Origin of the sequence: Dactylosporangium sp. NPDC050588 (assembly GCF_040654975.1) — a bacterium.
In the GTDB taxonomy this organism is placed as follows: Bacteria; Actinomycetota; Actinomycetes; order Mycobacteriales; family Micromonosporaceae; genus Dactylosporangium; species Dactylosporangium maewongense.
In genome coordinates, this window is the sequence record NZ_JBFAJA010000070.1 from 15,206 (window position 1) to 37,961 (window position 22,756).

Genomic DNA, 22,756 nt, shown 5'->3' on the forward strand with positions numbered 1-22,756 from the left:
TGAGGAGGCCTCGGGTGGACACGGACAAAACGGCTGCAACCTCGCAGGTGAAGTCGGCTGCACGGGTCCTCGACGTCCTGGACGACATCGCCGCCCACGGCCCCGGCACCCAACTGCAGCTGGCCACCCGCCTGGGCATCCCGAAGAGCAGCCTGCACGCGCTCCTGCGCACCATGTGCGCCCGCGGATGGCTGGACACCGACCAGACCGGCAGCGTCTACCGGCTCGGCGTGCACACACTCACGGTGAGCTCCGCGTACATCGACGGCGACCCGGTCCTGTCGCGCGCCAGTGCCGTGATGGACGAGATCGCGGCCGCCACCGAGGAGACCGTGCACCTGGGCCGCCTGGAAGGCGCCGAGGTCATCTACACCGCCAAGCGCGAGTCCAAGCATCCGTTGCGCATGTACTCGGCGGTCGGCCGGCGCCTTCCCGCCTACAGCACGGCGCTCGGCCGGGCGATGCTCGCCGAGATGCCCGAGGACGTCCGCGAGCCGCTCGTCCCCCACCAGATCAAGGCCATCACCACCCAGACGACCACGGACCGGGACGCCCTGCTGGCGATCATCGAAAAGGCCGCCCAGGTCGGCTACGCGGAGGAGAGCGAGGAGTCCTGCCTGGGCGTGCGCTGCTTCGGCGTCGCGCTGCCCTTCTCCCGCCGGTCGGTCGACGCGCTGAGCGTCGCGGTCCCGATCAGCCGGCTCAAGCACGGCCGGGAGGACTTCATCATCGAGACCCTGCTGAGCGTGAAGGCCCGCCTGTCGGCGATGCGCGACAACAGTCTGGTGCGCTGACGCACTCCCACACACGACGATGGGGCCGACCCGGCTGCGGGTCGGCCCCATCGCGTATGAGCGGCGGCCTCAGCGACCTCGGCGATCTCAGCGCTTCTCGAGCGCGGCGACCACGCCGGCGCGGGAGGCGTCCTCCCGGCCCGCGAGCGTGTCGGCCGAGGCCGCTTCCGACACCCACACGACCACCCTGGGCGACATCACGGTGCGGGCCTCCCTCACCCCGCTCACCCGCGGCCCCAACACCGTCACCCTCCGGCTGAGCTCCCCGGCCGGCGAACCCGCCGAGGGCGTCGCCCCGCCGGTGGTGCGCCTGTCGACCGACGGGACGACGCTCGGCGACATCCCGCTGACCCAGGTGTCGGCGGGCCTCTACACGGCGCAGGTCGTGCTCCCGGTGTCCGGGACGTGGCGGATGCAGGTGTCCCTGCGGGTCACCCAGTTCGCCAACCCCGTGGACGAGCTGGAGTTCATCGTCAGAGGTTGACCGCGCCGGTCTTCTTCACTGCGCGGTCCGCCCGTGCCTGGCTACCGCCCTGGACGTAGATGTCCTCGGCCTGGCGTAGCAGCGACGCCTCGTCGCCGCACCGAGCCCGGGCACAGGCAACCAGCGCGTCCGCTTCCAGCATCCGGTACCCGCCCCGGCGAGCCAGCCGCAACGCCTCTCGTGCGGCGTCCATCGCCGTCGCGAGCGCCCCCTCGTGCAGGTGCACGGCCACCAGCCCGATCAGGGCGCGGCACTGCAAGTAGGGCGCGGCGACCGCCGTCGCGAGCTCGTGACCCTCTCTGATGCACGCCGCCGCCTCATCGGGCGATCCGGCCTCGAACAGGAGAGCGCCGATGCTCACCAGAACATCCGCTTCCGAGGGCCGGTCCTGGTTGGCCCGGGTCAGTTCCAGGGCGGTGCGAGCCATCTCGATCACCGAGCCGTCCGTCGGGCCGACGGCCGACTCCAGCAATGCGAGTTGCACGAGCATCGCACCCTTCCCATACCGGGAGCCGATCTGCTCGTAGATCTCGGCGCTGCGCTCCAGCTGGATCCGCGCCTCGGCGTATCGGCCCATCTCCCGCAGCACCAGGCCGAGATTGAGCCGGTTGACTCCTTCGCCGTCCACGTTGCCACCGTGCTCGTTGAGCCGCAGCGCATCGGTGAGGTACTCGGCCGCCAGTGCCAGCTGACCCAGCTCCCAGCACATCATGCCGAGGTCGTTGACCGTCACCGCCTCCACATACTGGTGATGATGCTCCCGGCAGACGGTGAGTGCGTCGAGGTACGCCGCGCGGGCCGCCTCCGGCTCACCCAGCGCCAAGTGGACCAGGCCGATGTTGTGATTCAGGTAGCCGACGGCCTCCGACCAGCCGACCGACTCGGCCAGCGTCAGCCCGAGGCGGTACTGCCGCAGCGCTTCCTGGAAGTCGCCGATGGACCACGCCGCCTGGCCCAGCGTCTGGTGCATGGCAGCCTGCGCCTGGTGATCGTCGCACGCGCGGGCCGCGTCGAGCCCGGCCTGGCCGGTCGCGAACCAGGGCGCGGCGAGTCGCGTACTGAAGAAGTAGCCCCGCAGCTGATCGGCCAGCATCCAGGCGAGTGGGCGCGGACCCCGCTTCGCCACGTGTTCGACGATCGCGACGATCTGCGGCATCTCCACCTCGATCCAGGCCATCACGGCGGCCGGATCGGCGAACCGGTCGGCGACACGGTCCGGACTCGGCAGACGCACCATGTTGGGATGCTGGCGCTGGGCCGCTTCGGCCACCCGGTCGGCGTAGTGGGCGTACAGCCGGTCGATCGCGCCGGCCTGGGCGGTCGGCCCGTCGTCGGCCGCCGAGAGGTTGCGGGCATAGAGCCGCAGCAGGTCGTGCAGGACATACCTACCCGGCGACGGCGCCTGGAGCAGGCTGCTGTCGACCAGGTCGTCGAGGAGATCCTCGGTGTCCCGCTCGGTCCGGCCGAGCAGCGCCGCGGCCGCCGGGACGGACCAGGAATTGATCGGGTCCAGCGCCAGCAGCCGGAACGCCTGTGCGGCGGGCTCCGAGAGGTCCTGATAGCTGAGCCGCAGGCTGGCGGCCACCTGCAGATCCCCTGCCCGCAGCTCGTCGAGCCGGCGCACCTCGTCGTCGAGGCGGCGGGCCAGGGTGTCGACCGTCCAGTTGGGACGGCTGGCGAGCCGGGCGCCGGCGATGCGGATGGCGAGAGGCAGCCGTCCGCACAGCCGGACCACCGTCGCCGCCGCGGCGGGGTCCGCCAGCACCCGGGACGGGCCTGCGATCTTGGCGAACAGGTCGACCGCGTCCTCGACGGGCATGGTCTCCAGATCGACGGCGGTCGCGGCCTCCAGGTCCACCATCCGGCGGCGGCTGGTGACGATCACGCCGCAACCACCCCAGCCCGGCAACAACGGCCGGACCTGGCGGGCGTCGCGGGCGTTGTCCAGCACGATCAGCAGACGCCGCACCGCGACCGTGGTCCGGAACAGCGCCGAACACTCCGCCTCGTCGGTCGGGATCGACGCCGCCTCCACACCCAGTCCGCGCAACGCCTGGCTGAGCACGTCGACGGGGCGCGCCGGATCGGCTCCGTCGCCGCGCAGATCCGCGTAGAGGTGACCGTCCGGGAAGTCGGCCCGCATGAGATGCGCGGCCTGCAGGGCGAGGCTGGTCTTGCCCACTCCGCCCGGGCCGGCGATCGTGCAGATCCTCACCGGGATCGGGACCGGCGCCGCCACGTCGTTGCGCATCAACTCGCACAACAGCCGTAGCTGCGCCGTCCGACCGGTGAAGTCACCGACCGGTGCCGGGACCTGGAACGGCCGGACTCGATCGGCCGCCGGTCCGGTCACGTCCGTCGACGGGGGCGATGGCAGCTGGGGCGGGACCGACGGGGGCAGGACCGATGGGGGCGGTGGCGGCTGGGGCGGGATCGACGGGGGCGGTGGGGCCGGTGGGGGTGATGGCTGCGGGGGTACGGCAGGTGCCTGCTCGCGGGCCGGCGACGCCCGCCAGCCGTCGATGGTCTGCCGTGGCTCGCGGCGCCAGTGCTGGCGCAGCACCCGGCGATGGAATTCGGCGAGCTCCGGCCCGGGGTCGATGCCCAGGTCGTCGGCGAGCCGCGCACAGATCTGCGCGTAGGCCGCCAGGGCTGTCGCCTGGAGACCGCCGGCCGCCAGTGCGAGGATCATCCGCCCCCACAGCGGCTCGTGCAGCGGATGCGCGTCGCTCAGCGCCCGCAACATCGCCAACGACCGTTCGTGCCGGCCGACCTGGTCGGCGAGGTCGGCATGTCGCAGCACGGCCATGATGCGCTCGTCGGTCAGGGCCACCGCCCGCGGATGCGTGGCCAGCGCGGCGACGTCGCAGACCGCCTCGGTGCGCCACAATGCGAGGGCGTCGTCGAGGAGATCCAGGGCGGCCGCAGGCTCCGCGGCACGGGCCCGCGAGACCAGCTCGCGAAAGTGCAACAGATCCAGCTGATCGGCACCGGCGCGCAACATGTACCCGCCGGGCACGGAGCGGAGCATGGACGTCTGGTCCGAGTCGGCCGCGACCGGTCCGAGGAGGTGACGCAGTCGCGTCACGTACGTCTGGATGAGGTTGACGGCCGATTCTGGTGGCGCGGAGGGCCACAGCAGGTCGATCAGCTCGGTGCGCGGCACCGCCTCGTTCGGGGTCAGGGCCAGGCGGCCCAGCAGACTTCGCTGCCGGTCGGCGCCGAACCGCCGGTCGGCGCCGCCGCGACGCACCACCAGCGGGCCGAGGATGAGCACACGGACCGAAGCATCGGGCATCTCGCCGGCCGGGCTGCCCGGAGACGCCGGCCGCACCGCCGCCCGCTGGAACGCCGCGGCGTCCTCCCCGGTCAACCTCAACGCCTCGCACAGCCGGCGCACCGAGCCCGGGTGCGGATGCGAGGTGCGTCGCTGCTCGAGGTCGCGAACCGTCGCCACGCTCACCCCGGACAGCAGTGCGAGCTCGCGCTGGGTGAGCGCCGCCATCTCCCGCGACATTCGGAGCAGATCGCCGAAGGGCACAGCCCCGGTATCGCCCATGCGCTTCACGCCCGCCCCCGTGGTCATCGTCGCAAGTGAATTCATCCTAGTACGGGTCTGGTACGGGTGGTGCCCCGCAAGTTCCGCGGTCCGTACCCGTCCTGGCATGCGCGAACGCGATACGAGACCGGTACGGGCACCGCCGGGTACAGCCGGCGTCCAGTACCGAGCCGAATGCTGTGAGCACCGCCGGCGAAGGGGACCGGCGGGGACGGCCACAACTTCGGAAGGGCTCGACATGACCATGGGAATTCGCGACCGCACCCGCCGCGCGCTGCTGGTTGCCGGCGGCCTTGCCTTCGCTCTCGCCGCCTCGCTCGTCGTCGGTGCGGGTGCGGCACGTGCCGCGCCCAGCCCACCGGCGCCCGACCAGGTGCCGCCTGCGCTCTCTGCCGTCACCTGCGGATACAACGGTGCCGACAACAAGTGGATGCCCCGATCCATGGCGGTGACCCGGGCACGGAGTTGGATCGGCAAGACGCCGTACAGCCAGAGCAGGTGCTACCGCAACAGCTACGGCGACTACCGCACCGACTGCTCCGGCATGGTCGCGATGGCCTGGGGCCTCGGCGGACAGGGAAGCGACTGGTGGACCGGCAACCTCGACGAGGTCAGCACCCCGATCCCGGCGTCGCAGCTGGCCGCCGGCGACGCCCTGCTCTATCACGACGGCACCTCGAACGGCAGCCACGTGGCGCTGTTCGTGTCGTGGAAGGACAGCTCGCACACCCAGCCGATCGTGGTGCAGGAGACCGGCTCCGTCGACAACACCATCGAGGGCGTCCCGACCAACTTCAACTGGCGCAACTACACCCCGGTGCGGTACGACCGCATCGTCGAGGATCAGCCGCCGGCGGTGTCGCGTCCGCGGCCGGGTTCGGGTCTGGTCCGTTGGGGCGACCAGCTGCAGGGCTTCGAACGTCGTGCCGACAACACGCTGCAGCACGTCTGGTGGAACGGCACCGCATGGACCAGCGAGACCTTGTTCCCGACGATGAGTCTGGCCGGACGGCCGGTGGCACTGATCGACTCGGCGAACTGGATCCAGGTGTTCGCCCGCGGCACCGACAACACCCTCCAACACGTCTGGTGGAACGGCACCACCTGGAACCGGGAAACCCTCCCGGGCGGCGCCGGACTGGCCGGCGACCCTGCCATCTCCATCGACTCGGCGAACTGGATCCAGACCGTCACCCGCGCCACCGACGGCACCCTGCAACACATCTGGTGGAACGGCACCGCATGGAACCGGGAAACGCTTCCGGGCGGCGCCGGACTGGCCGGCGACCCCGCGATCTCCATCGACTCGGCGAACTGGATCCAGACCGTCATCCGCGGCACCGACGGCACCCTGCAGCACATCTGGTGGAACGGCACCGCATGGAACCGGGAAACCCTTCCCGGAGGCGCCGGACTCGCCGGCGACCCCGCCATCTCCATCGACTCGCTCAACTACATCCAGACCGTCACCCGCGGCACCGACAACACCCTGCAGCACATCTGGTGGAACGGCACCGCCTGGAACCGCGAAACCCTCCCGGGCGGCGCCGGACTCGCCGGCGACCCCGCCATCTCCATCGACTCACTCAATTTCGTCCAGACCGTCATCCGCGGTACCGACGGCACCCTCCAGCACGTCTGGTGGAACGGCACCGCGTGGAACCGCGAGACGCTCCCGGGCGGCGCCGGACTCGCCGGCGACCCGACCATCACTCTCGACTCGATCAACTTCATCCAGACCGTCACCCGCGGTGCCGACGGCACCCTGCAGCACATCTGGTGGAACGGGTCCACCTGGAACCGCGAAACCCTGCCCTCCTGACCCACACCGCCCGGCGTCCCGCACCGCGGGACGCCGGGCGTCCGTCATCCGGGCCACCGAACCTCAGCAACTGTTTAGGAGTTCCTCATGACCGACCAATTCACGGGTAGCCGGCGACGATCGCTGCGGACCTTGCTCGTGCCGCTCGCCGCGTCACTCGCCATCGCCACGCTGTCGGCCACGCCGGCCGCAGCCGCCGAAACCAACGGTCACGCCGCCGCCGGTCGCGTCCCCGGCACCGCCGCTCCCCCGTCGCTGAGTGCGGCTGCCGTGCCGCCGGGCTACCCGATCACCGGCGTCGACGTCTCAAACCACCAAGGCGGCATCAACTGGTCGAGCGTCGCCGGCTCGGGGCAGCGGTTCATGTACGCCAAGGCCAGTGAGGGCCTGACGTTCACCGACTCGTACTTCGCCGCCAACTACGCCAATGCCAAGGCCAACGGCCTGTACGCCGGCGCGTACCACTTCGCCCGTCCGGACCGTGGTGGTGGAACCGCCCAGGCCGACTACTTCCTGGATCGGGCCCGGTATGCGGCCGACGGGCGGACCTTGCCGCCGATGCTCGACATCGAGTGGCCCTGGGAGGGTTCCGGCAGCACCTACCCCTGCTACGGAATGAACCCCGGCCAGATGGTCGCCTGGATCAACGACTTCGTCGCCCGGGTCCGCGAGCGCACCGGCCGGCCGACCATGATCTACACCAGTGCCAGCTGGTGGAATCCGTGCACCGGCAACAGCGGCGCGTTCGCGGATCAGCCGCTGTTCGTCGCGCGCTACGCCAGCTCGCCCGGCACGCTGCCGGCCGGCTGGAGCCGGTGGGCGCTGTGGCAGTACACCGACCAGGCGAGCGTGCCCGGCATCAGCGGCAATGTCGATCACAATGTCTTCAACGGCTCGACCGCCGACCTGGCCGTCCTGGCGGGCGGCACAGCGGCGGTGTCGCGGCCGCGGCCGGGTTCGGGTCTGGTCCGGTGGGGCGACCAGCTGCAGGGCTTCGAACGTCGTGCCGACAACACGCTGCAGCACGTCTGGTGGAACGGCACCACCTGGACCAGCGAGACCTTGTTCCCGACGATGAGTCTGGCCGGACGGCCGGTGGCACTGATCGACTCGGCGAACTGGATCCAGGTGTTCGCCCGCGGCACCGACAACACCCTCCAGCACGTCTGGTGGAACGGCACCACCTGGAACCGGGAAACCCTCCCCGGCGGCGCCGGACTGGCCGGCGACCCTGCCATCTCCATCGACTCGCTCAACTACATCCAGACCGTCACCCGCGGCACCGACGGCACCCTGCAACACATCTGGTGGAACGGCACCGCCTGGAACCGCGAAACGCTCCCGGGCGGCGCCGGACTGGCCGGCGACCCCGCGATCTCCATCGACTCGGCGAACTGGATCCAGACCATCACCCGCGCCACCGACGGCACCCTGCAACACATCTGGTGGAACGGCACCACCTGGAACCGGGAAACACTTCCGGGCGGCGCCGGACTGGCCGGCGACCCCGCGATCTCCATCGACTCGCTCAACTACATCCAGACCGTCACCCGCGGCACTGACGGCAGCCTCCAGCACGTCTGGTGGAACGGCACCGCCTGGAACCGCGAAACGCTCCCGGGCGGCGCCGGACTGGCCGGCGACCCTGCCATCTCCATCGACTCGGCGAACTGGATCCAGACCGTCATCCGCGGTACCGACGGCACCCTGCAACACATCTGGTGGAACGGCACCAACTGGAACCGCGAAACCCTCACCGGCGGCGCCGGACTCGCCGGCGACCCTGCCATCACTCTCGACTCGCTCAACTACATCCAGACCGTCACCCGCGCCACCGACGGCACCCTCCAGCACATCTGGTGGAACGGCACCACCTGGAACCGCGAAACCCTGCCCTCCTGACCCCACACCGCCCGGCGTCCCGAACCACGGGACGCCGGGCGTCCGGTGTCACGCGAACGCGGCGGCGACCGTCTCCGCGGCGACCAGACCCGTCACGAACGCGTGGGCCAGGCCGTTGCCCGGCAGGTAGGTGTCGGGGCCGTCGCCCGAGATGCCGGCGGCGGCGCCGCCGGCCGCGAACAGGCCGGGGATCGGGTCGCCGCCGGGGCGCACGACGCGGGCGGCGGTGTCGATCGTCATGCCGCCCTGGGTGTGCACCAGGCCGCTGGAGACGGCCGGGGCGTAGTACGGCGGGTGCAGCCGGCGCCGGGGGGCGGCGCGGCCGAGCCAGCAGGGGCCGTCCACGGCGGCGTTGTAGCGCTCGACCTCGTCCGTCAGCGCGGCGGCGGTCGTGAGCCGGCCCGACCCGATGCTCGGCGAGGTCCCGGTCGCCTTCGTCACCGCCCGTCCCGGCGAGGAGGTGTCGGTCGCCGCCGCCGCCCATCGCTGCGAGGAGCTGCTCACCCCGTACAAACGCCCCCGCGAGATCCGTGTCGTGGCGGAGCTGCCGCGGTCCACGTTGGACAAGGTGGCCAAGGCGACGCTCCGCCGCCAGCTCCTGGCCGAGGCGGGCACCGATGAGTAGCGGACCCCGCGCGGGCGTGCGGTGGTCGAGCTGGCCGGCATCGGGCCGGGACCGTTCGCCGTCATGCTGCTCGCCGACATGGGCGCCACCGTCGTCCGCGTCGACCGGACCGGCGGGCCCAACCCCGACTACACGCCCAACCCGGTGATCGAGCGGGGACGGCGGTCGATCGCGGTGGACCTCAAGACCGGCGCCGGCCTCGCGGTCCTCCTCGACCTGGTCGCGGCGGCCGACGTCCTGGTCGAGAGCTACCGCCCGGGGGTCGCCGAACGCCTCGGCTTCGGCCCCGACGCCTGCCACGCGCGCAACCCGGCCCTCGTCTACGGCCGGCTCTCCGCCTGGGGGCAGAGCGGGCCGCTGGCCCACGTCGCCGGCCACGACATCAACTACATCGCCATGTCCGGCGCGCTGCACAGCATCGGACGCGCCGGCGAGCCGCCCGTCCCGCCGCTCAACCTGATCGGCGACTTCGGTGGCGGGGCCGCGTCGCTCGCGTTCGGGATCGTCTGCGCGCTGTGGGAGGCGAGGGGCTCGGGGCGCGGGCAGGTCGTGGACGCCAACGTGCTGGAGTCGACCGCCGGCCTGATGGGGCTCGTCCACGGGCTGCGGGCCCAGGGCCGCTGGTCCGGCGAGCGGGCCTCGAACCTGCTCGACGGCGGGTGCCCCTACTACGACGTCTACACCTGCGCCGACGGCCGGTGGGTCGCCTTCGGCGCCATCGAGGAGCGGTTCTACCGCAACGCGCTCGCCGTCCTCGGCGGAGCCGACGAGGAGCTGCTCAACGCGCACAAGGACCGGGAACGGTGGCCGGCGCTCCGGGCCTTCCTCACGGATGCGTTCAGGTCCCGGACGAGAGACGAATGGGCCCTGGCGTTCGACGGCGTCGACGCGTGCGTCACGCCAGTGCTCGATCTCGACGAGGCCCGTCTCCATCCGCAGAGCGCCGCCCGGATGTCGTACGTCCCGATCCCTGACAGCGACCATCACCAGCCGAGCGTGGCGCCGCGCTTCTCCAGGAGCAGCACCCCTGTCCCGCCGCTCGGGTCGGGTCCGGGCGCCGACACCAGGAGCGTGCTGGCGGGCATCGGCTATCCGCGGTCGAAGATCGATCAGCTGCTGGCCGGCGGGGCCGTCGCCGGACGGTGAGCGCGAGGTGCCCCGTGCGGCCGGGCCGCACGGGGCACCCATCGGTCACCGGCGCCGCAGGGACCACATCTGCGCGGGGCGTTCGAGCTCGACGGCGACGTCCCACGACACCCCGCCCGAGGTCGTCTCGCGGCGGAAGTTCGCGACCATGCGCCGCGCCAGCTCGGGGTCCCGGGCCACGCGCCGCGCCATGGTCAGGGCCTGCTCCTCGACCTCGCCGTCGTCGTACGCCGCCCAGGCCAGCCCGAGCGCGACCGCGCGCTCGCCGTCGACCTCGTCGCCGAAGAGACCGAGCGCGGACGCCGCCTCGCGGCCGGCCACCCGGGCGAGGAGGGTGTAGTGACCGCCGCCGGGGTGGATGCCGATCTGGGCGAAGCCGGGCAGGAACCGGGCGGTGCGGGAGACGATGCGCAGGTCGGTCGCCAGCGCCAGGTTGAGGCCGGCGCCGACGGCCGCGCCCCGCACTGCGGCGACGGTCGGCACGCCGACCGAGCCGACGGTCGTGAACGCCTGGTAGACCGTCTCCAGGTTGCGATAGGCGCCGTCCTCCGCCGGGTCCCGGCCCGCATCGGCGAGCACACTGCGGACCGCGCCGGCGCAGAAGTGGGCGCCGCCGCTGACCACGATCGCGCCCACGGACCTGTCGGCCTCGGCGGTGCGTGCCGCGTCGGTCAGCTCCCGCGACATCTCGACCGACAGGGCGTTGCGCCGGTCGGGCGCGTCGAGGGTGATGCGGGCGACGCCGTCGCCGACCTCGTAGCGGATCTCGGTCATGCGCGAACCTCCTCGGTCTCCTGGCCGGAACGGCCCGTGGTGATCAGTGTCCACAGCCCGTCGTGGCCGGCGGACGCCGCCAGGTGGGTGATGGTCTCGTCCCAGTGGTGCACCGATCCGTACTCGCCGCGCCGGACGAGGATCGGCAGGGTCAGGGTGTGCAGCTCGTGCTCCAGGGTGGTGCCGATGGCGCCGACGACCTGGTGCGCCCCGCGGACGACGACGGAGGAGGCGTGGCCCGCACAGGACTTGGCCACGCCGACCGCGAAGAGCATCCCGGGGTCCTGCCAGTCCGACGCCACCGCGCGGGCGACCGCGGCGTCCGTCGCGGCCCGGGCCAGCGCGGTCTCCGCGGCGATGTCCGTCACGAGGTGCTGCATGGCCTGGAACCTGCCGATCGGGCGGCCGAACTGGACCCGCTCGTTGGCGTGCGCCAGCACCACCTCCAGGACCCGTTCCATCGCGCCGGCGACCTGCGCCGTGCGGGCCAGGGCGCCGCGCAGGTGGAACTGCTCGGCGACCGCCGGCGGCACCTCGACGCCCGCCGCGAGGTCGGCGTGGTCGAACCGCACCGTGTCGGACGGCTCGCCCGCGAGGTTGCGGCGCTCGTCGACGGCGAGCCGCGCGGCGGGCACGTCGGCGACCAGCCACCGGTCACGGTCGTCCCGCCAGAGTGCCACCACGGCGTCCGCGGAGCGCGCCCACGGCACGTCGGCGGCGGCGCCCGCGGGGTCGGGCCGGCACACCGTGCGCAGCGCGCCGTCGTGGGGCAGCCCGGCGGTGTCGAGCAGCCACGCGCCGAGCACGTCGTGCTCGGCGAGCGGCACCGGCGCGGCGGCGCCCGCGGCGACCGACAGCAGGGCGGCGGCCTCGGCCCAGCTCGCGCCGCTGCCGCCGCTCGCCTCCGACGCCGACAGCCGCGTCAATCCGAGGTCGTCGAGCTGCCGCCACAGGTCGCGGTCCAGGTCGGCGTCCGCCTGCCGGGGCGGTCGTTCCTTGCGGTACCGGCCGAAGATGTCATTGAGCAGCGCGACGACGTCGGGGTCCGCGACCACCGGCGTCACGAGCTCGGTCGGGCGATCGGTCATCAGCGCAGCCCCAGTCCTCGTGCGATCACACCGCGGAGCACCTCGTTCGTGCCGCCGCGCAGGGTGAATCCGGGCCGTTGCAGCACCGCCGAGCGCAGCAGCCGGACCAGCTCCTCGTCGCCGGGCGCCCGGCCGGTCCCGATGAGCATGTCGACGTAGTCGGCGATGTCGCCCTCCCCCGTCGTGCCGAGCACCTTGACCAGCGCGGCGGCGGTGTCTGCGTCGGCGTGTTCCTCCAGTGCGGTCGACACGGCGAACGACATCTGGTGCAGCACGGCCGTCCGGGCGACGTGCCGGCCCAGACCGGCGTCGCGCGGCAGCCGGCCGTCGGCCATCGCCGAGGCGGTCGCCGCGAGCAGCCGGTACGTCGACAGGATGCGCTCGGGCCCGCTGCGCTCGAAGCCGAGCTCGGAGGTCACCTGCCGCCACCCGTCGCCGATCGCCCCGAGCACCCGGTCGTCGGGGACGAAGACCCCGTCGAGGTGGACCTCGTTGAAGTGGTGGTCGCCGCCCATCGAGACGATCGGCCGGATGTGCACCTCGGGCGCGTGCAGGTCGACGATGAACTGGGACAGGCCGTCGTGGCGGCGCGCCGGGTCCAGCGGCGCGGAGCGGGCCAGGGCGAAGAACGCGTCGGCGTGGTGCGCCCCGCTGGTCCACACCTTCGTGCCGGTGAGCCGCCACCCCGCGTCGACCCGCTCCGCGCGGGTCCGCACGCTGGCGAGGTCCGAGCCGGAGTCAGGCTCGCTCATCCCGATGCCGAAGAAGATCTCGCCCCGGCTGATGCCCGGGAGGTAGGCGTGTTTCTGCTCCTCGGTGCCGTACTTCAGCAGCGACGGGCCGATCTGGCGCTCGGCGATCCAGTGCGCGGCGACCGGAGCACCGGCGGCGAGCAGCTCCTCGGTGACGACGAACCGCTCGAGGAAGGTGCGTTCCTGGCCGCCGTACCGCCTGGGGATGACCATGCCCAGCCAGCCGCGGGCGGCGAGCCGGCGGGTGAACTCGACGTCCCAGCTGGTGACCCACGTGTCGACGCGCGGCACGAACGCCCTGGTGGCGATCTCCTCGGCGAGGAACCGCCGCACCTCGGCGCGCAGTTCGGTGAGCGCCGGCCCCTCGATGCCGCCGGCGGGAACGAGGCTCATCCTTCGGCCGGTGGGCGGCGCATGATCATGCCGGTGCGCTTGCAGAGGCAGACCACCTCGTCGCGCTGGTTGTAGCCGCGGTGCTCGAACCACACGATGCCGCGGGTCGGGTCGCTCTTCGACTCGCGCTTGTCGAGGATCGTCGTCTCGGCGCGCAGGGTGTCGCCGTGGAAGACCGGGTTCGGGAACTCGATGAGCGTGTATCCGAGGTTGCCCAGCGACGTGCCGAAGACCAGGCCGGGCACGGTCATGCCGCCGATGAGCCCGACCGTGTAGAGGCTGTTGACCAGGCGCTGGCCGTACGGCAGCGTCTTGGCGTACTCGGCGTCGAGGTGCAGCGGCGCGACGTTCATCGTCAACGACGTGAAGAGCACGTTGTCCATCTCGGTGACCGTGCGGGTGAGCTCGTGCTTGAACTGCGCCCCGATCTCCATCTCCTCGAAGTACAGACCCTTGAGCGTCATGCGTGCTGCCCCTCTCCCTCGGCGGCCGGTGCCGCGTCGAACTCCGTGACCTGCTCGGCGCGCGCCAACCATTCGGTCGCCTTGTCGACGTGCGCCTTGTCGATGTGGCGGCCGCGGTAGACGGCCGCACCGCTGCCGGCGTCGGCCGCCGCCCGGTACGCCTCGACGAGCCCTCGGTAGAAGGCGATGTCCTCCGGCGACGGGCCGAACGCCTGGTTGATGACGTCCACGTGGGACGGGTGGATGGCGATCTGCCCGCGGAAGCCGATCTGGCGGCCCTGGTCGCAGAAGGCCCGCAGCCCGTCGAGGTCGTGGATGCGTTCCCACAGCCCGGTCATCGCGTGCACCCCGGCGACGCGGCAGGCGAGCAGCACGCGCGCCCGGTGGGCGAGCGTCTCCAGCCCCTGCGGGGTCCACTCGAAGCCGATCTCCCGCGCGACGTCGGCGTGCTCGGCGGTCGAGCCGAGGATGATCCCGATCCTCGGGGTCGACGCGGCGATCGCCTCGACGTTCGCGAACGCCTTCGCGGTCTCCATGGGGATCGCGAGGCCGACGTCGCTGACGCCGTTGCGCTGCTCGAACCACTCGACGAGCGTGTCGAAGCGCAGCGCGTCGGCGGCGTCCTCGATCTTCGGCGCGAAGATCCCGTCGACGCCGGGCACCATCACCGCTTCGAGATCGAATCCGGTCATCCCGGTCGGCAGGCCATTGACCCGCACGAGGACGCCGATGTTCGGCTTGAGCCGCTTGGCGCGGCCGACCGACTCGGCGACCACGGCCCGCGCCGCTTCCTTCTCCCCCGCCGGGACGGCGTCCTCCAGGTCGAGACAGATCGCGTCCGCGCCGGCGCGGATCGCCTTCTCCACCCAGGTCGGGCGGTGTCCCGGCAGGAACAGCATTGATCGGTACGGTCGCAGCATCGTCGGCTGGGCTCCCCACATCGTCCCGCGCCCGGGCGTTCCCAAGGCGTCGACCGGACGGTATGCTACGTATCATAATCATGAATTGCCAAGTTGGGGAGGTCGCCACGTGGTCGACATGTTGAGCGCCGAGGCCGAGCGGGACATCCGCGAGGGCGTGCGGGCGGTCCTGAAGGACTTCCCGGACGAGTACTGGATGCGCAAGGACAGCGACCATGAGTTCGCCTGGGACTTCTACCACGCGATGGCGAAGGCGGGCTGGCTCGGCATCTGCACCCCGGCCGAGTACGGCGGCGGCGGCGCCGGCGTGCAGGAGGCGGCGCTGCTCATCGAGGAGGTCGCCGGCAACGGCGGCGGTCTCAACGCGGCGACGATGGTCCAGGTGGCGCTCTTCGGGCTGGAGCCGGTCGTCAAGTACGGCAGCGACGCGCAGCGGCAGCGCTTCCTTCCCGCGGCGGCGGCCGGCGAGCTGCAGGTCTGCTTCGGGGTCACCGAGCCCGACGCCGGCACCGACACGACGAGCATCACGACGTTCGCCAAGAAGGTCGACGGCGGCTACCTGGTGAACGGCCGCAAGATCTTCATCTCCCGCGCGGAGCAGGCCGACCGCGTGCTGCTCATCACCCGTACCACGCCCAAGAAGGACGTCGAGAAGTCGACGCAGGGCATGACGCTCTTCCTCGCGCCGATGGACCGCGCGCACATCGACGTCCAGCCCATCCCGAAGCTGGGGCGCAACGTCGTGTCCACGAACACGCTCTTCATCGACGACCTGTTCGTGCCCGAGGAGGACCGCATCGGCGAGGAGGGCCAGGGCTTCAAGTACCTGCTGGCCGGCCTCAACGCCGAGCGCATCATCGTCGCCTCGGTCTGCCTCGGCATCGGCCGCGCCGCACTGCGCCGCGCGGTGGAGTACACGAAGGAGCGGGTGGTGTTCGGCCGCCCCATCGGGATGAACCAGGGCGTGCAGTTCCCCCTCGCCGACTCGCTCGCCAAGCTCGACGCGGCCGAGCTGCTGATCCGCAAGGCCGCCTGGCTCTACGACAACGGGCTGCCGTGCGCCAAGGAGGCGAACGAGGCCAAGTACCTCACGTCGGAGTGGGCCTTCGAGGCCGCCGACCGGGCCATCCAGGTGCACGGCGGATACGGCTACACGAAGGAGTACCACGTCGAGCGCTACTGGCGGGACGTCCGCATCGAGCGGATCGCGCCGATCGCCAACGAGCTCGTCCTCGCCTACCTGGGCGAGAAGGTGCTCGGCCTGCCCAGGTCGTACTGAGGAGGCCGCGTGCTACCGGAGATCTACCTCTGCGCCTCGATGGTGAACGAGGCGTCCTTCGACGAGCGCCTGGCGGCGGCCTCCGCCGCCGGGTATCACGGCATCGGGCTGCGTCCGGCCCACGTCAAGGACGACCGCGCCGCGGGCCGCACCGACGCCGACCTGCGGGCCCGGCTGGACGAGCACGGCCTCGAGGTGATCGAGGTCGGCTTCGCGGCCGGCTGGTGGGCCGACGGCGAGCAGGGCGCCCGGGCGGTGGCGCACGAGCGGGCGCTCTACGAGCTGGCCGAGGCCGTCGGCGCCCGGCACGTCCTGTTCATCACCGGCGCTGTCGACCTGCCCCCCAAACAGGCCCTTGAGCTGCTCGCCGAAAGGTTCGCGGCGGTCTGCGACCGGGCCGCCGGGCACGGGCTGAAGGTCGCTCTGGAGTGCCTGCCGTGGACCGGCGTCCCGGACCTCGGCCTCGGCTGGGACCTGGTGCGGCAGGCCGGCCGCGGCAACGGCGGCATCGTGCTCGACACCTGGCACCTGCGGCGGGGTGGCACCACCGACGACATGCTGCGGGCGATCCCGCCCGAGCGGATCCTCACGATCCAGATCAGCGACGGCCGGCACGAAGTCGTCGGCGGCCACCTCGACGACACCTTCCAGCGCCGCGAGCTGCCGGGTGAGGGCGAGTTCGACCTCGCCGGGCTGATGCGCCTGGTCGAGTCGCTGGGCGTCACGGCACCGGTCGGTGTCGAGGTCCTCAGCGAGCGGATGCGGGCGCTGCCGGTGCCCGAACGCGCCCGGCTCGGCCTCGAGGCCACCCGCGCCGTCCTCGCCGCCGCCCGCGCCACTCACTGAGGCCGCCGCCCGGCGCCCTTCCCGTCAAGGGCGCCAGGCGGCGACGGCGGTGCCGAGGTCGATAGCCGCAGTGTCCCGGGCGGTGCCGCGCGGGGCGGCCGGGGTGCGGGCGAAGCGGGGCGACGGAGCCGGCTGGACGACGCCGTCGACGGTCACGAACGCGTCGCGGGCCATGGCCTGCGGGTGTGCGGCGGCCTCGGCGAAGGACAGGACGGGCGAGACGCAGGCATCCCGGCCCGCGAAGATCTCGACCCACTCGTCGCGGGGACGGGCGGCGACGCGGCCGGCGATCCGGGCGCGCAGGGACGGCCACGTGGCCCGGTCGTGCTGGTCTCCCTCGGCGGCCAGGCCCAGCCCGTCGAGCAGCGCCGCGAAGAACTGCGGCTCGATCGCCGCCACCGCCAGGTAGCGGTCGTCGGCGCAGCGGTACACGTCGTAGAACGGCGCGCCGCCGTCCAGGAGGTTGGACCGGCGCTCGTCGGCCCAGGTGCCGGCGCCGCGCATGGCCCACACCTTCGCGGCGACGACACCGACGCCGTCGACCATCGCGACGTCGACGACCTGCCCCCGCCCCGACACCGCGCGCTCGACGAGGGCGGCGAGGACGCCGGTGAGCAGGAACATCGACCCGCCGGCGTAGTCGCCGAGCACGGCCAGCGGCACCGGCGGCGCCGCACCGGGCTCGCCGAGCGCGCCGAGCACGCCGGTCAGGGCCAGGTAGTTGAGGTCGTGACCGGCGGCGTCCGCGAGGGGGCCGGTGCGGCCCCAGCCGGTGACCCGGCCGTACACGATGCGGGGGTTCGCCGCCGTCACCGGCTCCGGGCCGAGCCCGAGGCGCTCCATGACGCCCGGGCGGAAGCCTTCGAGCACCACGTCGGCGGCGGCCAGCAGCTCCATGACCGCGTCGCGGTCGCCGGCGGACTTGAGGTCGGCGACGACGTGCGTGCGCCCCCGCAGGACCGGGTCGAACGCGCCCGCGAGCGGCGACACGGCGCCGCCGGGACGGTCGACGCGGACGACGTCGGCGCCCAGGTCGGCGAGCATCATCGCGGCGTGCGGGACCGGCCCGAGCGCGGCCATCTCGACGACGCGGACGCCACGCAGCGGCCCACTCACGGCACGTCCCGCTCCGCGACCACGGTCAGGTGCACCGACCCGTCCGGCCGGGTGACCGTCGCGCTGAGGGTCGGGTCGTCCTCGCTGACCGCGTAGGAGAGGACGTCGCCCGGCCAGGCCGTCGACTGGAACCGGATCCGCAGGCGGCGGACGGCGGCCGTCCCGGCCCGCTCGGCGATCCGGTTCGCCGCGACGCCGGCGGCGAGCATCCCGACCGCGAAGGGCCCCGGGTAGCCGGCGGCGCAGGCGAAACCCGGGTCGTGGTGGATCGGGTTGAAGTCGCCCGACGCGCCCTGGTAGCGGACGAAGTCGGTCACGGTGAGCGGCGGCTCGTCGCCCGCGACGGGAGCGGCGGCCGGCGCCGCGGCGGCCGGCGCCGCGGCGGCCGGGCCGGCGGTCGACTCCACGGTGATCGTCACCGTCCGCATGTCGGCGACCGGCTCCGCCTCGCCCATGCGCCAGAACCGGGTCACGACGTCCGTGAACCGCATCGTCCCGCCGCGCCGCCCCGCCTTCTCGTAGGTCCGCTCGATGAACTGCCGGGCGGTCAGCACGTCGCCGGCGCGCAGCGGCCCGGCGTGGAAGACGTACTCCTGCTCGCCGTGCAGCACGGAGCGGAAGTCGCGCTCCACGCCGTGCCACGCGCTGTGCTCCGGGGCCATCCACAGCTGCGACGCCGTGAGGAAGGTCAGCGGTGCGAGCGGGTCCTCCGGCCGCAGGTGCTCCTCGCACCGCGACCGGGTCGCCCGGGCGAACTCGTGGACCTTGCCCTCCTCCACCACGAACCGGAAGGGGGCGCCGGCCGCCACCGGGGCCTGATCCGCAGGACCTTCCGTAAGCACGTCCACCTCCGTTGGGGCCGATCGATGCAGTGGGAGGGCCGCCCGGGCGGGCGGCCCTCCCGGTCGCTCAGGCGAGCGCGTCGTACGTGTCCGGGGTGACCCCGGCCTGGCGCAGCACGTTCTTCTGGACCTTCTCCGACGGGGTCCGGGGCAGCGCGTCCACGACCCGGATGAAGCGCGGCACCGCGAACGCGGGCATCCGGCGGGAGGCGAACTCGCGGATCTCGGCGGGGTCGGCCGCCCCGGTGACGACGACGCAGGCGAGCACCTCGTCCTCGCCGGCCTCGACCGGTGCCGGGACCGCGACCACCGCGCACTCGACCACGCCCGGGTGGGCGAGGATCGCCTGCTCCACCTCGTAGCTGGAGATGTTCTCGCCGCGGCGGCGCAGGGCGTCCTTGTACCGGTCGACGAAGTAGTACCACCCGTCCTCGTCGCGCCGCAGCGCGTCACCCGAGTGGAACCACAGGTTGCGCCATGCCTCGACGGTCTTCTCCGGCATGCCGTAGTAGCCGGAGCTGAGGGTCCAGGGGTACTTCGACCGCACGACCATCTCGCCGACCTCGCCGACCGGCACCTCCTCGTCGGTCTCCGGGTCGACGAGCTGGATCTCGAACCAGTCCGAGACGAGCAGCCCCGCGGCGCCCGGCGGGCGCTCCACCCCGTACGGCGAGAGGATCGGCATCGACGTCTCGGTGAGGCCGAACACCTCCACGAACGCCTCGACGCCGAACCGCTTGCGGAAGCCGTCGAGAATGCTGCTCGCGGTCGGGGCCGCGAAGATGCACCGCAGCCCGTTGTCGGCGTCGTCCGGCCGCTCCGGCTGCTTCCAGACGAAGTCCATCATGACGCCGAGGAAGTTGGTCACCGTCACGCCGCTCTCGCGCACCCAGTCGATCCACCGGCTGGCGCTGAACTTGCGACGCAGCACGAACCGGGCGCCGGCGACGAGCGCCGGGTAGGCGGCGAGCCACTGCGCGTTGCCGTGGAACAACGGCGTCGTCACCATGTACACGTCGTCGGCGGTCAGCCGGGTCAGCGCGACGTTCTCGCACGCGTCGAAGTAGAACTGCGAGTGCGGCATCGCGACGCCCTTCGACGGGCCCGTCGTGCCCGACGTGAAGAAGATGGCGCCGAGCTCGCGGCCGCGCGGCACGGGGAGCGTGACGTCGCGGCGCTCCAGGAGGTCGTCGAAGGGGTCCGCCTGCCAGCCGGCGCCGCGCAGGGTGGCCAGCGCCTCGTCCAGGTGGCCGGTGTCGATGACCCAGTAGCGCGTGATGCCCGCGCAGGCGTCGGCGACGTCGACGAAGCGCTGTGCGAACACGTCGTCGATGACCGCGCAGCGCGGGTCGCTCGTGCGCACCTGGTGGGCGAGGAAGTCGTACTCGTACGCCGTGTTGATCGGCACCTCGACGAGCCCGCCGACCATCGACCCGAACCAGGTGAAGACCAGCTTGGAGGAGTTGCCCGCCTGGATGAGCACCCGGTCGCCGACGACGAGCCCCGCGTCGAGCATCGTCGAGGCGACACTCTCACTGATGTCGAGCACCTGGGCGTACGTCCAGGTGCGCCCTTCCTCGGGTGCGTCGAGGTAGACGGCGTCCGGCCGCTCGGCCGCCTGGCCTCGCAGCACGTTGGCAAGTGTCCAGTCGCCCGGATCCTTGATCGGGATCGTCAGGTCGTTGTAGGTGAGCACGCGTCCTCCCTCGTGCGGTTGGGGTGTGGAGGGCCAGGCCCTGTGCTACGGCTGGCCGCCGTCGACGGCCAGCAGTGCGCCGGTGGTGTAGCTGGCGGCGTCGGAGGCGAGGTAGAGGGCCGCGCCGACGATCTCGTGCGGCTCACCGCCCCGCTTCGCGGCGAACGTCTCCGCCCGCCGCGCGAAGGCCTCCATGTCCCACGACCGGCTGATGTCGGTGAGGAACGTGCCGGCGACGATCGCGTTGACCCGCACGGACGGGCCGAAGGCGTGCGCGAACCCGGTGGTCAGCGCGTTCAGCGCGGCCTTCGCGGCGGCGTACGGCAGCAGCCCGGGGCGGGGACGGGTGGCGGCCGCGCTGGAGATGTTGATGACGCTGCCGCCGCGACCGGCGGCCATCCGGGTGCCGACCAGCGCGGTGAGCCGGAACGGGCCCTTGAGGTTGACGTCGAGGACCTTGTCCATCAGCGCCTCGGTGACGTTCTCGACGCCGTCGTACAGCGGCGACATGCCGGCGTTGTTCACCAGCACGTCGACCTGGCCGAACTCCTCGTAGACCCGGTCGACGAACGGCGCCAGGTCGTCCCACCGGCCGACGTGCACGCCGAGCCCGAGCGCCCGGCGGCCGGTCCGCGCGGAGAGGTCCGCCGCGTAGTCGGCGCACGCCTGGCCGTCGCGGCTGGCGATGACGACGTCGGCGCCGGCGGCGGCGAACGCCTCGACCATCGCCCGCCCGAGGCCGCGGCTGCCGCCCGTGACGATGACGACCCGCCCGGTGAGATCGAACTGCTGGTGCATGGTGGACCACCCTCCGTCAGCGGGACACGTATCCGCCGTCGACGGACAGGGCATGACCGGCGACGCCGTCGCGCTGGCTCCTTCGGCGCCACGGGGGCTCGCCCCCGGGTCGATCTATGTATATCATGCGCCTAGTAATTCAGTGAAGGAGCGTGGTCAGGTTGACAGGACCCCTGGCAGGAGTGACGGTTGTCGAGCTCGGGTCGATGTACGCGGCGCCCACCGCGGGCCGCATGCTCCGCGACTTCGGCGCCGACGTCATCAAGGTCGAGGACCCGGCGGCCGGGGACTTCGCGCGGCAGTGGCAGCCGGCGCACCTCGGCCAGTCGATCGGCTTCGCGCGGCTCAACTCCGGCAAGCGCTCGGTCGGCGTCGACCTGCGCGCCCCCGAGGGGCGGGAGGTCGTCAAGCGGCTGGTCGCGCACGCCGACGTGCTCATCGAGAACTTCCGCCCGGGCCGCATGGAGGCGTGGGGGCTGGGCTTCGCCGCCCTCCGCGAGCTCAACCCGCGGCTCGTGATGTGCCGGGTCAGCGGCTACGGGCAGGACGGCCCGAACCGCGAGCGACCCGGCTTCGGCACGGTGGCGGAGGTCATCGCCGGATACGCGTTCCTCAACGGCTGGCCGGAGACCCCGCCCACCGCCCCGCCGTTCGGCTTCGCCGACTCCATCGCCGGCATCTCCGCCGCCTACGGCACGGCGATGGCGCTGTACCGGCGCGGCATCACCGGCGAGGGCTCCGAGGTCGACATCGCGCTCTACGAACCGCTCATGTTCATGCTCGGCGACGCGGTCCTGCATTACACCGCGTCCGGCGAGATCATGCGCCGGCAGGGCAACTCCTCGGGCGCGGCCTCGCCGCGCGGCATCTACCAGGCGGGCGACGGCGGCTGGCTGGCCATCGCCGCGTCGAACCAGACGATCGCGATGCGCCTGTTCGACGCGATGGGCCGAGCCGACCTCAAGACCGACCCGCGCTACGCGACGAACACCGCGCGGATGACCAACAACGAGAGCCTGCAGAAGATCGTCACGGCGTGGATCCAGGAACACGGCCGGGACGAGGTGCTGGCGATCCTCGAACGGCACGAGGTCGTCGCGGCAGCGGTCAACGACGCCAGTGACATCGCCGGCGACCCGCACTTCCGCGAGCGCACCCTGCGGCCGCTCACCGGCACCGTCCTCGGCGACGTGGTCGTGCCGGGGCCGATCCTGCACATCGACGGCTACGACGGCCCGGCGTACGCCGGCGTCCCCGGGGTGGGCGAGCACACCCGCGAGGTGCTCCTCGACCGCCTCGGCATGAGCGAGGAGGAGCTGGGGCTGCTGCAGGCCGCGGGCGTCGTGTCGGCACCCGCCGCCGCATGAGCGGCCAGCGCAGCGGCTCGGGCCGCGAATCAGCATGTCAGGTTGGCTCAGGCCGACGCCGGAGCGCAGCGGAGGTGGCGGCATGAGCG

The 22,756-nt window shown here is 72.4% G+C and carries 20 protein-coding genes; 9 read left to right on the forward strand and 11 right to left on the reverse strand.

What is annotated here, in order from left to right; all coding sequences use genetic code 11:
* The first annotated feature begins 14 nt into the window (after positions 1–14).
* Positions 15–794 carry an IclR family transcriptional regulator gene (locus AB0I21_RS39325; protein ID WP_360568772.1) on the forward strand — a complete coding sequence of 260 codons (780 nt, stop codon included), beginning with the start codon at positions 15–17 and terminating at the stop codon, positions 792–794.
* A gap of 202 nt (positions 795–996) precedes the next feature.
* Positions 997–1,278: a FixH family protein gene (locus tag AB0I21_RS39330; RefSeq protein WP_360568773.1), complete on the forward strand. Its 282-nt coding sequence runs from the start codon at positions 997–999 to the stop codon at positions 1,276–1,278.
* On the opposite strand, the gene AB0I21_RS39335 is transcribed toward AB0I21_RS39330, so the two are convergent.
* Positions 1,268–4,945, reverse strand: a complete 3,678-nt coding sequence (locus tag AB0I21_RS39335; protein WP_360568774.1) for a BTAD domain-containing putative transcriptional regulator — start codon at positions 4,943–4,945, stop codon at positions 1,268–1,270. The two genes, AB0I21_RS39330 and AB0I21_RS39335, sit on opposite strands and share 11 nt — an antisense overlap.
* 130 nt (positions 4,946–5,075) lie before the next feature.
* Between AB0I21_RS39335 and AB0I21_RS39340 the strand changes: the two genes are divergently transcribed.
* Positions 5,076–6,659, forward strand: a complete 1,584-nt coding sequence (locus tag AB0I21_RS39340) for a hypothetical protein (RefSeq protein WP_360568775.1) — start codon at positions 5,076–5,078, stop codon at positions 6,657–6,659.
* A gap of 87 nt (positions 6,660–6,746) precedes the next feature.
* Positions 6,747–8,561, forward strand: a complete 1,815-nt coding sequence (locus tag AB0I21_RS39345; RefSeq protein ID WP_360568776.1) for a GH25 family lysozyme — start codon at positions 6,747–6,749, stop codon at positions 8,559–8,561.
* Between the two features lie 48 nt (positions 8,562–8,609).
* Here the strand turns inward: AB0I21_RS39345 and AB0I21_RS39350 are convergent, their stop codons facing one another.
* Positions 8,610–9,002, reverse strand: a complete 393-nt coding sequence (locus tag AB0I21_RS39350; RefSeq protein WP_360568777.1) for an FAD-binding protein — start codon at positions 9,000–9,002, stop codon at positions 8,610–8,612.
* On the opposite strand from AB0I21_RS39350, the gene AB0I21_RS39355 reads away from it, so the two are divergent.
* Both AB0I21_RS39355 and AB0I21_RS39360 read left to right on the forward strand, forming a co-directional pair.
* Positions 8,971–9,186 (forward strand): hypothetical protein, encoded by a 216-nt coding sequence (locus AB0I21_RS39355; RefSeq protein ID WP_360568778.1) that lies wholly within the window; start codon positions 8,971–8,973, stop codon positions 9,184–9,186. The two genes, AB0I21_RS39350 and AB0I21_RS39355, sit on opposite strands and share 32 nt — an antisense overlap.
* Positions 9,187–9,207: 21 nt before the next feature.
* Positions 9,208–10,332, forward strand: a complete 1,125-nt coding sequence (locus AB0I21_RS39360; protein ID WP_360568779.1) for a CaiB/BaiF CoA-transferase family protein — start codon at positions 9,208–9,210, stop codon at positions 10,330–10,332.
* Between the two features lie 45 nt (positions 10,333–10,377).
* On the opposite strand, the gene AB0I21_RS39365 is transcribed toward AB0I21_RS39360, so the two are convergent.
* The 5 genes from AB0I21_RS39365 to AB0I21_RS39385 are packed head-to-tail and all read right to left on the reverse strand — an operon-like array spanning position 10,378 to position 14,702.
* Positions 10,378–11,106: an enoyl-CoA hydratase-related protein gene (locus tag AB0I21_RS39365; protein ID WP_360568780.1), complete on the reverse strand. Its 729-nt coding sequence runs from the start codon at positions 11,104–11,106 to the stop codon at positions 10,378–10,380.
* Positions 11,103–12,194: an acyl-CoA dehydrogenase family protein gene (locus AB0I21_RS39370; RefSeq protein ID WP_360568781.1), complete on the reverse strand. Its 1,092-nt coding sequence runs from the start codon at positions 12,192–12,194 to the stop codon at positions 11,103–11,105. The genes AB0I21_RS39365 and AB0I21_RS39370 overlap by 4 nt, the downstream gene beginning before the upstream one ends.
* Complete coding sequence (locus AB0I21_RS39375) at positions 12,194–13,339, reverse strand: acyl-CoA dehydrogenase family protein (protein WP_360568782.1); 1,146 nt, start codon at positions 13,337–13,339, stop codon at positions 12,194–12,196. Before AB0I21_RS39375 ends, AB0I21_RS39370 begins: the two co-directional genes overlap by 1 nt.
* Positions 13,336–13,803 (reverse strand): MaoC family dehydratase, encoded by a 468-nt coding sequence (locus AB0I21_RS39380; protein WP_360568783.1) that lies wholly within the window; start codon positions 13,801–13,803, stop codon positions 13,336–13,338. The genes AB0I21_RS39375 and AB0I21_RS39380 overlap by 4 nt, the downstream gene beginning before the upstream one ends.
* Positions 13,800–14,702, reverse strand: coding sequence for a CoA ester lyase (locus AB0I21_RS39385; RefSeq protein WP_360568784.1), 903 nt, complete (start codon positions 14,700–14,702; stop codon positions 13,800–13,802). The genes AB0I21_RS39380 and AB0I21_RS39385 overlap by 4 nt, the downstream gene beginning before the upstream one ends.
* Before the next feature lie 139 nt (positions 14,703–14,841).
* Here AB0I21_RS39385 and AB0I21_RS39390 point away from each other — a divergent pair, with 139 nt between their 5' ends.
* Complete coding sequence (locus tag AB0I21_RS39390; protein ID WP_360568823.1) at positions 14,842–16,002, forward strand: acyl-CoA dehydrogenase family protein; 1,161 nt, start codon at positions 14,842–14,844, stop codon at positions 16,000–16,002.
* Between the two features lie 9 nt (positions 16,003–16,011).
* A complete protein-coding gene (locus AB0I21_RS39395) occupies positions 16,012–16,848 on the forward strand; it encodes a sugar phosphate isomerase/epimerase family protein (protein WP_360568785.1) in 837 nt (278 codons plus the stop codon).
* Between the two features lie 24 nt (positions 16,849–16,872).
* Here the strand turns inward: AB0I21_RS39395 and AB0I21_RS39400 are convergent, their stop codons facing one another.
* From AB0I21_RS39400 to AB0I21_RS39415, 4 genes are all read right to left on the reverse strand, one after another.
* Positions 16,873–17,964 (reverse strand): CaiB/BaiF CoA-transferase family protein, encoded by a 1,092-nt coding sequence (locus tag AB0I21_RS39400; protein ID WP_360568786.1) that lies wholly within the window; start codon positions 17,962–17,964, stop codon positions 16,873–16,875.
* Positions 17,961–18,806 (reverse strand): MaoC family dehydratase N-terminal domain-containing protein, encoded by an 846-nt coding sequence (locus AB0I21_RS39405; protein ID WP_360568787.1) that lies wholly within the window; start codon positions 18,804–18,806, stop codon positions 17,961–17,963. Before AB0I21_RS39405 ends, AB0I21_RS39400 begins: the two co-directional genes overlap by 4 nt.
* A gap of 67 nt (positions 18,807–18,873) precedes the next feature.
* Positions 18,874–20,502, reverse strand: a complete 1,629-nt coding sequence (locus AB0I21_RS39410) for an AMP-binding protein (protein WP_360568788.1) — start codon at positions 20,500–20,502, stop codon at positions 18,874–18,876.
* A gap of 45 nt (positions 20,503–20,547) precedes the next feature.
* A complete protein-coding gene (locus AB0I21_RS39415; protein ID WP_360568789.1) occupies positions 20,548–21,300 on the reverse strand; it encodes a glucose 1-dehydrogenase in 753 nt (250 codons plus the stop codon).
* 182 nt (positions 21,301–21,482) lie between these two features.
* On the opposite strand from AB0I21_RS39415, the gene AB0I21_RS39420 reads away from it, so the two are divergent.
* Positions 21,483–22,667 carry a CoA transferase gene (locus AB0I21_RS39420; RefSeq protein WP_360568790.1) on the forward strand — a complete coding sequence of 395 codons (1,185 nt, stop codon included), beginning with the start codon at positions 21,483–21,485 and terminating at the stop codon, positions 22,665–22,667.
* Positions 22,668–22,756 lie beyond the last annotated feature (89 nt).